We start from the raw sequence: 15,373 nt of genomic DNA, 5'->3' as shown, positions 1-15,373 counted from the left end.
ATACCACCCGTGTCAAGGAGAGTTGCCGCTGTTCCGAAATGGATAATCATAGTAAAATAGGATACGTATAGTTCCACATTATCCTGTAATTCACTTATAAGGGGGAAAACATTTGAACTCGATTAGCAAAAAAGTGTATGCACTCACGCTGTCCATGGCCATGTCGATTGCCTTGATTCAGCCTGCCGTACAGGCGGCCGAAGCAGTCAAACCTACGGCCGCTGTCTCGGAATCTATCGTTTCCAAGGCAACACAGACACTGCAACAACTGGGATACATAGATGGCACCACAGATGGAATGAAAGAAACGGCAACACCTATTACACGTGCTGAAGCTGCGATTATTCTGCAGCGTGTGCTTGAACTGGATGCTCCGGCAACCCTTACAGGTTTTGCAGACGTTCTGTCCGATCATGCAGCAGCACCAGCCATTTATGCGCTGAAACAAGGTGATCTCATTCAAGGTAATACCAAAGGGTATGCGCCAGATGCTCCGCTCACACGTGCCCAGATGGCCTCGTTGTTCACACGAGCTTTCGAATTGAAGGATAACGGTATACAGGTGATCTACAGTGATGCTGACCAGATCCCGGCTGTACATTCGAATGATGCTGTCCGAGTTAAACAACATTTCATTATCGAAGGTAATGCATTTCATGCAAAACAAGCAGTAACGCATGGGGAATTTGCTAGTGCACTGTACCTTGCCCTAGGGCTTGATGTGAAGAAAGCAGGGGTCACACCGCTTGAGGACTTCTTCAAACAGCCTGCTCAGGCAGGTTTTCAAATGTCCCCTGATGGCAAACATCTGGCTTACATGGAGCCGTGGAACAATCGGATGAACATCGTGGTTACGGCAAATGGTCAAGATAAGCCTGTACGTATTACAAGTGAAACAGATCGCAGTATTGCTAGTTTTGCATGGGCAACGAATGACAAGCTGTTGTATGCAAAGGATGCGGCTGGAGATGAGAACTACCACCTGTATATTACAGATATCGATGGCAAAAATAGCAAAGATCTGACGCCTTATCCAAATACAAGAGCGATGCTTGTCGATCCTTTGGAGAATATTCCAGATGAAATTTTGGTAAGCATGAACAAGCGTGATGCGAGAGTTTTTGACGTATACCGTATCAATATCAAGACAGGGGAGGCAGTTATTGCTGCCGAGAATCCGGGTAACATTACAGGCTGGATGACAGACCATGAAGGAAAAATTCGTGTAGCCATATCCAGTGATGGCAATGTATCTTCCTTATTGTATCGTGATGCGGAGAATCAGCCGTTCCAGCCACTGCTCACAACAGATCTGGGAGATACGTTTGTTCCTGTCATGTTCACAAGCGACAACAAAAACCTGTACGCTGTATCCAATCTGGAGCAAGACAAGATGGCTGTCGTGGAATATAGCCTGGCAACAAAGAAGGTAACCAGAACTCTTTTTGAAAACAAAGATGTGGATGTCAGCAATGTTATTCCTTCCAAAGAAAAAGGCAAGATCCTTGCAGCAGTCTATGAGACAGACAAGGTCAATTATGAGTATTTTGACAACGAGTTTAAGACACTCATGCAGGATATCAAAGCCAAGGTGCCTGGCAAAGAGGTTGGTATTATAAGCACAAGTGATGATGGGCAGGCACTCTTTATATCATACAGTGACAAATCGATGGGCACGTATTATTTCTATAATTCCAAAACAGGCAAGCTCGATAAGCTGGCGGATACGGCTCCATGGATTGATGAGACCAAAATGGCAGATATGAAACCAATTATGTTCAAGTCTCGGGATGGTCTTGACCTTCATGGATATCTGACACTGCCACAAGGTGCGACGGCATCGAATCTTCCTTTGGTTGTTCTTCCGCATGGTGGACCTTGGGCCCGGGATTCATGGGGATATATTCCGGATGTCCAGTTCTTGGCAAGCCGCGGATATGCAGTCCTGCAAGTGAACTTCCGTGGATCAACAGGTTATGGTAAGAAGTTTCTAGAGGCAGGCAATAAGCAGTGGGGTAAAGCCATGCAGAATGATCTCACCGACGGTGTGAACTGGCTGGTAAAAGAAGGTACAGTTGATCCGAAGCGAGTCGCAATTTATGGTGGATCATATGGGGGTTATGCGGCTCTCGCTGGTCTGGCCTTCACCCCTGACGTATACGCTGCTGGGGTTAGTTATGTAGGCCCATCCAATATCTTTACGCTGCTTAACTCGCTACCGCCATATTGGGAGTCTGGGCGCAATCTGTTTTATGAGCGTGTCGGTGATCCGGAGAAGGACAAAGAGCTGCTTACCGCAATCTCACCGCTCTTCCATGTTGATCAGATGAAAGCACCACTATTTGTTGTTCAGGGTGCCAATGATCCGCGTGTCAAACAGGCCGAGTCCGATCAGATTGTCGAAGCACTGCGTAAACGTGGAGTAGACGTGCCATATATGCTGAAAATGAATGAAGGTCACGGCTTCGCCAATGTAGAGAATCAACTGGATCTCTATCGTGCGATAGAGAAATTCCTGAACCGTCATCTGATGCAGTAAAAAAATAAGAGCTAAGGTTGTTCTCTCATTCCGATAAGGATCAGAGAACAACCTCTTTTTTTAAATCGTGAGACTGAGAAATACATCATTGAAATGGAATGCAGGTGTTACATAAATTAGGTCTAATCGATATTCATCAATTGACATATAGACTCGGTTTATTTTAAAATGACCAGTGAGTCATTCTTATTCATTCAGGTTTATATAGATGGTATTAAGAGTTGTACGAGAGTGTACAGGATCAGATGAAGGAGGAATCCGGGATGCAAAAAGAAATGAAATGGCCATTGATTCTCTTTGCCGTGGGTGTATTTATGGCCGCGCTGGATAACGGAATAATTACATCGTCGCTGACCACGTTAAATGCCTCGTTTGGTGTTTCGCCAACATGGGGTGCTTGGACGATTACGCTATACACGCTTGGGCTTGCAATCAGTGTACCCATTGCGGGTAAGCTGTCAGATCGATTTGGACGTAAAAAACTGTTTCTCATTGAGGTTGCTTTATTCGGAATCGGATCGCTCCTTGTTGCGTTAAGCACTTCGTTTACCTTTTTCTTGATCGCCCGGGTCATTCAGGCGCTTGGTGGAGGCGGGATATTTATCATCGCAAGCTCTTATGTGCTTAGTAAGTTTCCTGCTCAGCGGCAGGGTACAGCTCTGGGGCTACTGGGAGGCATGAACGGCATAGCAGCTATTCTTGGTCCTAACATCGGCGCATTCATCCTTGATATTACAGGTAACTGGCACTGGTTGTTTCTCATCAACGTACCGATTGCAATCCTGCTGTTCATTGCCGGAATCCGTTATATCCAGGAAGAACAGGAGCTCAGCCGGGCAGCTGTCGATTGGAGCGGCATAGCGGTCTTAACATTAGGCGTATTGAGTCTGATGTACAGCTTCAGCAACCTGGACGGTGTGAACATGCTTCAAAGCCTGGCCTCTCCCATGTTTTATAGCTTCTTTCTAGTGGGTGTAGCTGTGCTGGTGATCTTTTATTTTATGGAAAAAAGGTTGGAAGGGTCCGACCGTGAACCGGTCGTTTCCACAAAACTGCTTGGCATTGCGTCCTTCCGTTGGACGTTGCTCATTGCCTTTTTCTCAGGAGCCATTCTGGCCTCTGTTATCTTTATTCCGGGTTTTGTAGAGCAATATCTAGGCGTATCCAGCACAGCTTCAGGCTACTGGTTTACACCGCTCGCACTGGCTTCAGGGATTGGAGCAGGAGGAGGAGGATACCTCGTTGACCGGAAAGGACCAATCTGGACATTGTCCGTAGCTGGCTTGCTCTCTGCGATTGGTTTCCTGTTATTCCCGTTGTGGGTAGAGCATATCTGGCAGTTTGTTATTGCGAGTACCCTTGTCGGTATTGGTTTTGGCATGATGCTGGGTGCGCCAGTCAACGTTCTTGTAACCGAACAGGCAGGTGAGAACAATAAAGGTATTGCAGTAGCAACCAGCTCTTTGTTCCGTCAAATGGCGATGGCGATTGCACCGACGATCTTCGCCGGATTCCTGGCACGTTCTTTTTCTAACCTGGGCTCGAACATCCAGTCAGGTCTGGCGGATCGAGGAATTGAGGTACCACCAGCCGCGCTGGAGCAATATGCTTCTGGTGGAACATCAGGAAATGATGTCTCCAGTCTCATGGCGGGGTTGTCCAAGATTCCAGATGCCAATATACGGGAGACGTTGCTTCAGGCTGTACACCAAACGACAGGTCAGGGGTACAATGGACTTTTCTGGTCAGCAGTTATTTTTAGCGTGTTAACCTTGATCGTGGCTCTAGTAACGGGACGTCTTCGTCAAAAAGAGAAACAGAAGCAGCAACCGGAGGGATCGTTGGGATCCACATAATATGTAGAGAGTAAAATGAGAAGATACGGAGGAACAGTGAACCTTTTGTAACCGAAAAAGGGGGCACTGTTCTTTTCAATTTAACCCGATTGTAACTTTTCATGATGCAGGAATGATTACAATAGAACGAGCATAAGCGGTACTCCGGCCCAAAGAGAAATAAAAGTTTGGAGAACGGCGTGTCATCAGACGTTGCTCACGTTTAATGGGTAGTAATGAATTTCAATTTTGAGAGTGAAGAAGGAATCGACGGATGAAAAGCAGAACTAAAGAAAAGAAGAAAAAAAGTCGCAAAGGCCTCTATATAACACTTATCTCCCTAGTCGTTCTGATCATTGGCGGTTATGTTTTCCGTCAGCAGCTCGCTGTGGCCGCTTTTGACCTGTTTCTGGCGGATACAGTAGAAGCGCAGCTAACGCAATCTTACGTGCCGCAGGAAGGTAATAAAACGCCTGATCCAACAGTATATCGTAAAGAACCATTTTCTGTGTTGCTCCTGGGCTCCGATAAACGAGACTACGAGAAGTCACGCGGACGTTCGGATGCAGTCATCTATGCTGTGGTACGTCCGAAGGAATCTCGGGTGCTTCTGGTATCTATCCCGCGTGACACGTATGTGCAGATCGTAGGAAGAGATGCGGACAAGGACGGGACGGATGATTATGACAAAATCGCGCATGCTTACGCCTTCGGCGGGGAGAATATGTCCATCAATACGGTGGAAAAGTTTCTTGATGCAGACGTAGGTTATTACGCAACGATTAACTTTCAGGGGATCAAAAAGGTGGTTGACGCCCTCGGAGGCATATCACTGCCAATTGATAAGGATATCGTGAACAAAGATCCAAACCATGAAAAGTTCACGGTAAAAGGCGGCAAACCGATCTATGATGGACAGGAAGCACTCTATTACGTGAGATATCGGGAAGACAGTGATTTTAACCGTACGAATCGGCAGCAAATTTTCCTGAATGCTTTTGCAGACAAAATGTTGAATCTGAATCAGATCGCGAAAATCCCCGAGTTATTCCAGATCATGGGTGATAATTTTCAGACCGACATGCAGCCAAACTTTATCATTGATCTGGCAAAACAAGTGCTGACACAGGAAAAACCACAGGTTTCCAGCTTTACGATTTTGAGCGAAGGTATGCGTAAAAACGGCATTTATTATGGGCGTGCCGATGAGAAAGATGTTCAATATGCTAAAGAGCTGATTAAAAACTGGATGGATCAATCGACCCCAGCCGGTGAAGTCATGATTCCTGACCGGCAGAAGATTGAATAGTTAACTCCATACAGATGGTTTGTCTTACACAACAATCAGCAGTACGTTTAAGCGGGCTGCTGTTTTTTTCTTTGTGTGAGGCTTCTCATCGCGTAAGAACTTCATCCTTTTGGAACATCCTTCGTTCTATAACGTATAATATAAGTTGAGCGATCTAGTTGAACGAGAAATAGACAAGGAGGATATATGAGGGTATGAACATCGCGTTTTTTTTGCTGCCCAAACAAGAGGTTACATGTGTTACGTCGGACTCTACACTGCGGCAAACGCTGGAACGGATGGAATATCATCGGTTTACAGCAGTGCCTATTTTGAATAAGGAAGGCAAATATATTGGTACGGTTACGGAAGGCGATCTGTTGTGGTATATGAAAAATGCGGAGGGGAAGATATCATTTGAAAACGCTTCAAAATTTCTTCTCAAGGACGTTCCGTTGAGACTTGATATCAAGCCGGTATCCATTGATGCCAATATGGAGGATTTAATTAATCTAGCCAAGGTGCAGAACTTTGTCCCGGTCGTGGATGATATGGAACGTTTTATCGGCATTGTGAGACGCAGTCAGATCATTGAATACTGTGAAGGAATTGTTGCCAAGGAGTCCATGAAAGCTAAATAGTTGATTACTTTTCAGAAATGGTGGGCTTGCAGGGATAATCAAAGCGATTATTACGAATATATATGATAAGACAAACGGGGCTCGGCATCGCACCTGTCATGGAGTTTCGGAGAATTTCTCCGCTTTTGGGGGTAATTTTGCAGGCCCCTTTTTTATGCTATAATCGAGAATAAAGCTTTTTCGGGGGAGAGTGACTTTCGCCAAATGCCTAAAGAACTGGATGTAGCCAAGCGGGCTAAAGTGATTGAATGGCTGAAAACCGAAGTACTTGATCAAGTATCCCGATTATTCAAAGCATTGTGGGAAGGCAGCACGATTCGAATCGGAGATAGTCTTGCCAGTTTAATGATGAGCAGTTACATATTGGGCCGTCGGCTCGGTATTCCGTTTAAGGATCTCGATGCTCTGCTTGTGGAGAAATTAAAAAAGCATAAACAGGAAGGTCACCAGCTGGAAGACTGGTACCAGGATATTTCCGCGCTAGAAGATCATATGCGTAAGAGGTGAATTTGTTGAAATTTAGCTTTAAATCAGCTGTCTGGAGTGCAGTGCTTTTACTTTTGCTGCTTTCGCTACTAACTCCTTTATCCGTGCTCTCTATATTTTTTATGATGATTCCGGGAGTTATTTTGTATGCCTCACTATCTGTAAAATCCTTTATTTTGCATCTAGTGCCGGTTGCTATTATTTTGGTTATGGTCCATCCGATTTATCTGTTGTTCATGGTGATCTTGATTTTGCCAGCCATCGCTATGGGTCACGCGTATAAGAAACAAAAATCGGCCTTGTTTGCTCTAATGACAGGTGCCGGAACGATGCTGGCGGAATATTTGTTGTTACTATTGGTGGGCAGTCTCATTTTCCAATTTGATCTGTCCAGTTATATCAGAGATGTGGTGCAATTAACGATTGAGCCACTCACGAATTCTTCGAATCAGATGATCAATGGTTTCGTTTGGACGCCTGAAATGACTGAAGATATCGCGAAACAAACACAGCTAATGATTCCTTTTGCCCTGGTCGTTACATCGATGGTCATGGCATTCATTACACATATCATTGCTCGTCCGATTCTGAGTGTTATGGGCTTGAACGTATCCAAACTTCCACCTGCAAGAGAATGGCGTATGCCACGTGCATTGATCTGGTATTACTTCCTCGCATTGATTATTGAGGTAGTATCCAGACAAAACGACGGATCATATTGGAAGATGATTGCGATGAACTTGTCACCATTAATTAATCTTGGTTTCATGATTCAAGCCATCGGTTTCTTCTTTTTCCTCTCATATACAAGAAAATGGAATCCGATTATCCCATTTTTATTGGGAGCGGCAGTGTTTTTCATTGGTCCACTTCGCATTGTCGGAATTATTGATCTGGCGTTCCCGATCCGTGAGGCAATATCGAAATCAAAACGATAGGGTGATGAGTCATGCCTAAATTTCTAAAGAAACGCTGGCACGGCTATTATACCGTATGGGCGTTCATACTGCTGTTGCTACTAGTGATGTTAGTTACTATCTATAACTGGACGCTTGGTTTGATTAGTCTGATACTGGCTTCGGCGCTGGGAATCGTCATGATCAAGGCAGAACTTGCATTCCGCCGCGAGCTTAATGACTATATTAATGGCCTTACCATTCGTATTAAACGTATGGAGGGTGAGGCGGTTAGCATGCTTCCCTTCGGAATTGTGCTGTATAGCGAGGATCGTACGATAGAGTGGCACAACCGCTTCGTTGCAGATATGTTCCATGAGAAGACGGTCGTCGGCAGCTCACTGCTTAACTTGTTCCCACATCTTCCCCAGCCGAAGGAGAAGAAGGATAAGGATGGATCGAAAGAACCTTCCCCTAAGGAATTCCATGATGAATTCCAACTGGATGATCGGTATTACGGTGTAATTCACAACCCGCAGGAGCGCTACGTATATGTGTACGAGATCACCGAGTTAGCTATATTGCGGGATAAATATGAGAATGAACGTATTGCGCTGGGTATTCTCGTTCTGGACAATCTGGATGAGGCTGCTCAAGGCATGGATGACCAACAACGTACAGCGCTGATCGCACGAGTCGCCAGTGAGATTACAGCCTGGGCGAAGCAATATGGCGTGTATCTCCGTCGTCTTTCGTCGGATCGTTACTTGATGATGCTGAATCATAAGTCTCTGCAGGAGCTTGAACAGAGCCGGTTTGTTATTTTGGATGAAGTTAGGGAGATGACAGCCGATCTGAAAGTACCGATGACGCTAAGCGTTGGCCTTGCATCGGGTTCAGACAGCATCAGCGAGATGGGAGAACTGGCACAATCTAGTCTGGATATGGCACTTGGACGAGGCGGGGATCAAGCGGCTGTGAAGTCGGGTCAGCGTTTATCGTTTTACGGTGGTAAGTCCAATGCAGTGGAGAAGCGCACACGCGTCAGAGCGCGGGTTATTGCTCACGCCTTGCGGGACTTGATGCAGGAAAGTGACCGTGTAATTGTTATGGGTCATAAAATGCCGGATATGGATGCCATCGGTGCATCCATTGGGGTATGGAAGGCAGCGAGTCTGTACAATGTTGAGGCTCGTATTGTGCTGGACGGTATGAATCCTTCTATTGAACGGCTGATGGAACAGGTCAACAAGGACGAGAAGCTGTCCAAAGCTTTGATATCGCCGGAGCAAGCGACGCAGCTGATGACAGAGCACACACTGCTGGTTGTTGTGGATACCCACAAGGCTTCAATGACGATGGAACCTAAACTGGTGCAATCTGCAACGCGTGTGGTGGTCGTGGATCATCATCGCCGGGGTGAGGAATTTATTAATGATGCAGTACTGATCTATCTGGAACCATACGCTTCGTCTGCCGCTGAGCTTGTTACGGAGCTTCTGCAATATATTCACGAAAAGGTACAGTTTACTCCACTTGAAGCAACGGCCCTACTAGCCGGCATCACGCTGGATACGAAGCATTTTGCACTGCATACCGGCTCCAGAACGTTTGAAGCAGCGGGCTTCCTTCGTCGTAGTGGTGCAGATACCATTATGGTCCAGAAGCTGATGAAAGAGGATCTGTCAGAATATATTGCTAAGGCAGAAATCATAAAGCATGCTAAAATGGTATATGGGAACATTGCGCTGGCGGTCACTGGCCCTGGCAACAAGATCTCACAGATGATGATCGCCCAGGTGGCGGACACATTGCTGAACATGACCGACGTGGTCGCTTCATTTGTCATCAGTGAGCGAACGGATGGATTAATTGGCATCAGTGCAAGATCACTGGGTCGCATGAATGTTCAGGTCGTTATGGAACGATTAGGTGGCGGCGGTCACTTAACCAATGCTGCAGTGCAGCTTGAAGGAACGCTGGGAGAAGCGGAGAAACGGCTGATGAACGTCCTGGCTGAAATCGAAAAGGAAGAGGGGTTATTCGAATGAAAGTCATTTTTATAAAAGATATGAAGGGTCAAGGCAAGAAGGGGCAAGTGAAGGAAGTATCTGAGGGTTATGCACAGAATTTCCTGTTGCCACGGGGAATTGTTCGTCCGGCAACGGAGGGTAACATGAAGACTCTGGACAATCAGAAGGCAGCAGAAGAAAGACTTAAGCAGGAAGAGAAAGCGGAAGCTGAAGCACTTGCGAAAAAGCTGGAGGCAGAAGTAACGGAACTCAAGGCAAAAGCGGGTGAGGGCGGCCGTCTGTTCGGTGCCATTACGAGCAAACAGATCGCGGAAGCTTTGTCAAAAAAGGGCCTGAAAATAGATAAGCGTAAAATTGAGCTGGATGATCCGATCCGTACGCTCGGTGTAACGCAAGTGATCGTCAAGGTTCACCCTGAAGTGAAGGCAACCTTGAAGGTACAGGTAACGGAGGAGTAAGATGGGCGGCGAAATGTTATTCGACCGGGTCCCCCCGCAGAACCTGGAAGCCGAACAGGCTGTGCTGGGTGCAATCCTGTTGCAGGGCGAAGCTCTGATTACAGCGATGGAACGGGTGCAAACCGAGGATTTCTATGATAAGCCCCATCAATTGATATATGAAGCGATGATCCAGCTAGGTGAGGAAAATCAACCGATTGACCTTGTTACGCTGACTTCGCGTCTGAAGGATAAAGGTGAGCTGGAGGACATCGGTGGCGTTAGCTACCTTGCCAAGCTTGCTCACGGTGTGCCAACAGCGGCCAACGTGGATTATTATGCGCAGATTATCGAAGAGAAGTCGATGCTTCGTCGTCTGATCCGCACAGCTACGCAGATTGTAAGTGAAGGCTACACAGGCGGAGAAGATGTTGCAGGTATGCTCGGGGAAGCGGAGCGCCGCATCTTGGAGATTTCCAACAGACGCTCCAGCAGTGGTTTTATCGCCATCCAGGATGTTCTCATGGAAGTGTTCGACAAGGTCGAAACGTTGCATCAGAACCGGGGAACGACAACAGGAATCCCTTCCGGCTTCATCGATTTGGACAAGATGACCGCTGGATTCCAGCGTAGTGACTTGATTATTGTAGCGGCGCGTCCATCTGTAGGTAAGACCGCCTTTGCTTTGAATATCGCTCAGAACGTAGGCATCAGGGCACAAGAAACGGTAGCCATCTTCAGTCTGGAGATGTCCGCGGCACAGCTCGTACAACGGATGATCTGCGCCGAGGCCAATCTGGATGCGGGAGTTCTTCGTACAGGGGAATTCAAAGGCGATGAAGACTGGCAGAAGCTGACCATGGGGATTGCTGCTCTCAACGAAGCCAACATCTACATCGACGATACGCCAGGGATTACGGTAGCTGATATTCGTGCGAAATGCCGTCGTCTGAAAAAAGAGAAGGGTCTCGGTATGATTCTGATCGACTACCTTCAATTGATTAGTGGACGTGGTAAAGCCGGGGAGAACCGTCAACAAGAGGTATCCGAGATTTCACGTACGCTGAAACAGATTGGCCGGGAACTGGAAGTTCCGGTTATCGCCTTGTCTCAGCTTAGCCGGGGTGTAGAGCAACGGCAGGATAAACGTCCGATGATGAGTGACTTGCGGGAATCCGGTTCGATCGAGCAAGATGCTGATATCGTAGCCTTCCTGTACCGGGATGACTACTACAACCAGGAAACCGAGAAGAAAAATATTATCGAGATCATTATTGCCAAACAGCGTAATGGTCCGGTAGGAACCGTAGAATTAGTCTTCTTGAAAAACTTTAATAAATTCGTCAATTACGAGAGGGCACATAATGATGCCTTCGCGATGTAGCGGGTAGACTGCGACTGCTCTGAACAGGGGTGCACAGGCTATCCGGTACAACCTGTAATAGGTGAATAGCTCGGTTGTATATCAGGATGTATACCATATATAGCGTCAATCCATTGCAAATGTAAAAGTACCGGTGAAAATGCAGTCAAGGTAACAAGACTGGGATCACCGGTTTTTTACTGTGAAATTCGGTCATAATTCCGAACATTAAGCAAGTGACATATATAATTGTTCGCCATTTCATTTGACTTTGAAAAAGGGGACTGGTACACTAATATTGCTGCGTTAAAGCAGCGCAAACCTTCCCTTGAATGTAACGGAAGGACATTTTTACTGTCCGTTAGCACGCTTCTCAGTCGGTTTATTGCGTAACATGCCTGCCGGGATAGAGGACGGACAGACCAATACAAAGGTGCGCAAGGCACCCACGGAGGTATGTTAACTATGTCAACGGTAGTTGTAGTGGGAACGCAATGGGGAGACGAAGGAAAAGGTAAAATCACGGATTATTTAGCGGAGAGCGCTGATGTGGTAGCTCGTTACCAAGGAGGTAACAATGCTGGCCATACGATCCTGATCGACAACAAAAAATATAAATTGACGATGATTCCATCGGGTATCTTTTACACAGACAAAGCTTGTGTGATTGGTAACGGTATGGTCATCAACCCGAAGGCACTTATCGAAGAAATTAATTATATTCATGATAACGGATTTACAACGAAAAACCTGTCCATCAGTGAGCGTGCGCATATCATCCTGCCTTATCATATGGTTCTGGATGCACTGGAGGAAGAGAGTAAAGGCCCGAACAAAATCGGTACAACCGGCAAAGGAATCGGCCCTTGTTACATGGACAAATCTGCCCGGATCGGTATCCGCATGGTGGATCTGCTGGATGCAGAAGATTTTGAATTGAAGCTGCGTCATCTGGTTAAAGAGAAAAATCGTGTTATCGAGCAAGTTTACAACGGTACTCCGGTTGATGTAGAAGAGATTCTGAAGGATTACCTTGGTTATGCAGAAATTCTTCGTCCTTATGTAAAGGATACATCGGTTGTGCTGAATGATTCCATTGATGAGAATAAAAAAGTACTGTTTGAAGGCGCACAAGGTGTGATGCTGGACCTTGACCAAGGTACGTATCCATATGTGACTTCTTCCAATCCGTCTGCAGGCGGCGTATGTATCGGTTCGGGTGTTGGTCCAGCACGCATTCAGCAAGTTATTGGCGTAGCGAAAGCATACACAACTCGTGTAGGTGACGGCCCATTCCCTACCGAATTGCATGATGCGATTGGCGACCAGATCCGTGAGACAGGCCATGAGTACGGAACAGTAACTGGACGTCCACGTCGTGTGGGCTGGTTTGACAGTGTGGTTGTTCGTCACGCTCGTCGTGTAAGTGGCATTACGGGGCTGTCCTTAAACTCATTGGACGTTATGACAGGTCTGGATACTGTAAAAATCTGCACAGGTTACAAATTCCGTGGCGAGGTTATCACACACTACCCGGCAAGCCTCAAAATGCTGGCTGAATGTGAAGCCGTATACGAAGAAATGCCAGGTTGGAGTGAGGACATTACAGGAGCGAAGAAGCTGGAAGATCTGCCGGTGAACACACAGAACTACGTGAAGCGTGTATCTGAACTGACAGGTATTCCGATCGCGATCTTCTCTGTAGGTCGTAACCGTGAGCAGACAAATCAGGTTCTGCCAATCTACGTATAACATGATATATGAATGATAGATCTACCTCCAGTTGTTGCTACTCAGCGGCGACTGGAGGTTTTTTGTGTCTGTTTCGGATATAATCCCGAGATTTCCGTCAATACTGGCTAACAGGATATACGTTGAACGAATGATATGTATATGGAGGGAGAGAAACAGAGATGAAGTTGCTGATGTGGTTTGTCAAAATGGTGCTTATCGTGTTGCTGGTCAGTTCACTGACGTTGCTTACGACAGGTTTAATCGTGCAATCGTATGCCAAGTCATTGCTAGCCAGTTTTAATATACAGTGGGAAGGTCAGCCCATGGGTCTGATGGGCATGTTCCAGGGGGCCTTGGGCGGCAAGCAGTCTAGTGAGGGAGAAAAGTCAGAGGATCCGTCTACGGATCAGCGAGCGGGAACGAAAGAGGAAAAGGCTCCGGAGAATTCAATTTCGGTGATGGGCAACGGAATGACGAACTCCGGAACCCCAAGCAACGATGAAACGGGCGGAGCAGGGGCAAGCGGGGGTTCTGGAAATGGAACCGTAGATGGTAACGGAACAGCGGCTGGACGTGAAACGTCGAGTGGTCAGGAAGCGAACAGTAACAATGCAAAGGATAATGATGCAATCGTTGTTACACCAGATGACATTACAGGCGCCAAAAACAAACTGCCGACGGAGGAAAAAGAACGTATTTTCACTCTGCTGATGAACAAGTTACCCCAAAAGGAAATGCAACAGATCTCAGGAGCGATGGAGGGTGGACTGACCGAGCAGGAACTGCGAGAGATTGAACAGGTGATCTCGAAGTATCTTACGAGTGAAGAATACGATGATTTGATGCAAGTCCTGCAAGCAGAATAAAAAGGGTCGCGGTACCTTCTTAGCCCCGTATCCTCCAACTAATAACCAGTTAAACTGGAGAAATGTTACATTCATGTTGAAATCCATGATTCTTTCCCCATATAATTGCATGAAATAGTAGAGAACGTACCCAGGAGGAAGAGTATATGAGAATGAACCGTAAAGAACACGATATATAACAACAGAACCTCTCCTTAACACTGGCTCTCAGGCCAAGGAGTCGTGGCCCTCCGTTCATGCCTTTGTACCAGAGGTACGTTGTACCGATACCGGTGAAAAGCATGAAATGGACTATTGGAGGCCTAATAACTATGAAGACATCGAATAATGCAGGTTCTAAAAATACGATAAATACATCATCAATGATGCCGGCTGAACAACTTGCTGCAATGAAGGAACGATTTGAGCAAGGATTAAAGGAAGCAGAACAGCCCTTCCATGGTTGGGATTTTGGATATATTACGGATAGTGGGCGGATGCAGAGTGGTGTGTTGTGCTGGTCTTACGACGAGATGGCACGGAGTTGTATGAAGGATGCGAAGCGAATGCTGGATATGGGCACAGGCGGTGGTGAGCTGCTGTCGAGTCTGCATCCGTTACCGCCATACACTTGTGCAACGGAAGGATACGCCCCAAATATAGCGATTGCGAAGGATCGTCTTAGCCCGTTAGGCGTAAATGTGTATCCTGTAACGGATGATTCTCAGCTTCCTTTTGCAGATGGGGAATTTGATCTAATTCTCAATCGGCATGAATCGTATAATCCACGGGAAGTCTGGCGCTTGCTTTCAGAAGGTGGAGTGTTTCTGACTCAGCAGGTAGGTTGGTCGGATTGCCGTGAGATCAATGATCGATTAGGCATCCCAATGCCATCTGATTATGCTGGATGGGAGCTCGATTTCGCCGTAGATCAGATGGTGAGAAACGGTTTTCACATCTGGGATCAGCGTGAAGCTACGCCTGTACAGCGTTTCTATGATATCGGGGCTCTGGTTTATTATCTAAACACCATCCCGTGGCAAGTACCAGATTTTACAGTAGAACGATTCCGTGAACCATTATGGGAGATCCATCTGGAGATGGAGCGGCATGGATTCTGGGAAGTGCAACAAAAGAGGTTTATTATAGGAGCAACCAAGAATAAGTGAAAATGAATCTTGCTTTAAACGTGATGAGCCTGCCAGACTAAGAATAGAACAAGCCGATTTTAATCCTTCATCAGAGGTACTCTGATGGGGGATTTTTTTGTATTTAC

The 15,373-nt window shown here is 46.5% G+C and carries 12 protein-coding genes; all 12 read left to right on the top strand.

The genetic code is table 11. From position 1 onward, the window contains the following. The first annotated feature begins 112 nt into the window (after window positions 1-112). The 12 genes from BLQ13_RS20690 (at window position 113) to BLQ13_RS20635 (ending at window position 15,266) form a co-directional block, all read left to right on the top strand. Window positions 113-2,539 carry a S9 family peptidase gene (locus BLQ13_RS20690; protein WP_090923579.1) on the top strand — a complete coding sequence of 809 codons (2,427 nt, stop codon included), beginning with the start codon at window positions 113-115 and terminating at the stop codon, window positions 2,537-2,539. Between the two features lie 245 nt (window positions 2,540-2,784). Further along, window positions 2,785-4,395, top strand: a complete 1,611-nt coding sequence (locus tag BLQ13_RS20685) for an MFS transporter (RefSeq protein WP_445260126.1) — start codon at window positions 2,785-2,787, stop codon at window positions 4,393-4,395. A 253-nt stretch (window positions 4,396-4,648) separates the two neighbouring features. Then, window positions 4,649-5,683: an LCP family protein gene (locus tag BLQ13_RS20680; protein ID WP_090923577.1), complete on the top strand. Its 1,035-nt coding sequence runs from the start codon at window positions 4,649-4,651 to the stop codon at window positions 5,681-5,683. A 194-nt stretch (window positions 5,684-5,877) separates the two neighbouring features. After that, window positions 5,878-6,303: a CBS domain-containing protein gene (locus BLQ13_RS20675; RefSeq protein ID WP_090923576.1), complete on the top strand. Its 426-nt coding sequence runs from the start codon at window positions 5,878-5,880 to the stop codon at window positions 6,301-6,303. Between the two features lie 204 nt (window positions 6,304-6,507). Continuing rightward, window positions 6,508-6,810, top strand: coding sequence for a MazG-like family protein (locus tag BLQ13_RS20670; protein ID WP_090923575.1), 303 nt, complete (start codon window positions 6,508-6,510; stop codon window positions 6,808-6,810). Window positions 6,811-6,815: 5 nt separating this feature from the next. Beyond that, complete coding sequence (locus BLQ13_RS20665; protein ID WP_090923625.1) at window positions 6,816-7,727, top strand: DUF2232 domain-containing protein; 912 nt, start codon at window positions 6,816-6,818, stop codon at window positions 7,725-7,727. 11 nt (window positions 7,728-7,738) lie between these two features. Next, on the top strand, window positions 7,739-9,736 hold the full coding sequence (locus BLQ13_RS20660) for a DHH family phosphoesterase (protein WP_090923574.1): 1,998 nt from the start codon (window positions 7,739-7,741) through the stop codon (window positions 9,734-9,736). Then, entirely contained in the window at window positions 9,733-10,176 is a 444-nt protein-coding gene (gene rplI / locus BLQ13_RS20655; protein ID WP_090923573.1) for a 50S ribosomal protein L9, read from the top strand. The genes BLQ13_RS20660 and rplI overlap by 4 nt, the downstream gene beginning before the upstream one ends. 1 nt (window position 10,177) lies before the next feature. After that, window positions 10,178-11,539, top strand: a complete 1,362-nt coding sequence (gene dnaB / locus BLQ13_RS20650) for a replicative DNA helicase (protein ID WP_090923572.1) — start codon at window positions 10,178-10,180, stop codon at window positions 11,537-11,539. A gap of 444 nt (window positions 11,540-11,983) precedes the next feature. Then, entirely contained in the window at window positions 11,984-13,270 is a 1,287-nt protein-coding gene (locus BLQ13_RS20645) for an adenylosuccinate synthase (protein ID WP_090923571.1), read from the top strand. Window positions 13,271-13,431: 161 nt separating this feature from the next. Continuing rightward, window positions 13,432-14,118, top strand: a complete 687-nt coding sequence (locus BLQ13_RS20640) for a hypothetical protein (RefSeq protein WP_090923570.1) — start codon at window positions 13,432-13,434, stop codon at window positions 14,116-14,118. A gap of 389 nt (window positions 14,119-14,507) precedes the next feature. Continuing rightward, window positions 14,508-15,266 carry a class I SAM-dependent methyltransferase gene (locus tag BLQ13_RS20635; protein ID WP_090923624.1) on the top strand — a complete coding sequence of 253 codons (759 nt, stop codon included), beginning with the start codon at window positions 14,508-14,510 and terminating at the stop codon, window positions 15,264-15,266. Window positions 15,267-15,373: the final 107 nt, after the last annotated feature.

Origin of the sequence: Paenibacillus polysaccharolyticus, assembly GCF_900102085.1 — a bacterium.
In the GTDB taxonomy this organism is placed as follows: Bacteria; Bacillota; Bacilli; order Paenibacillales; family Paenibacillaceae; genus Paenibacillus; species Paenibacillus polysaccharolyticus.
The sequence above is the reverse complement of the archived record's forward strand: the minus strand, read 5'-3'. Positions and strand labels throughout refer to the sequence as shown.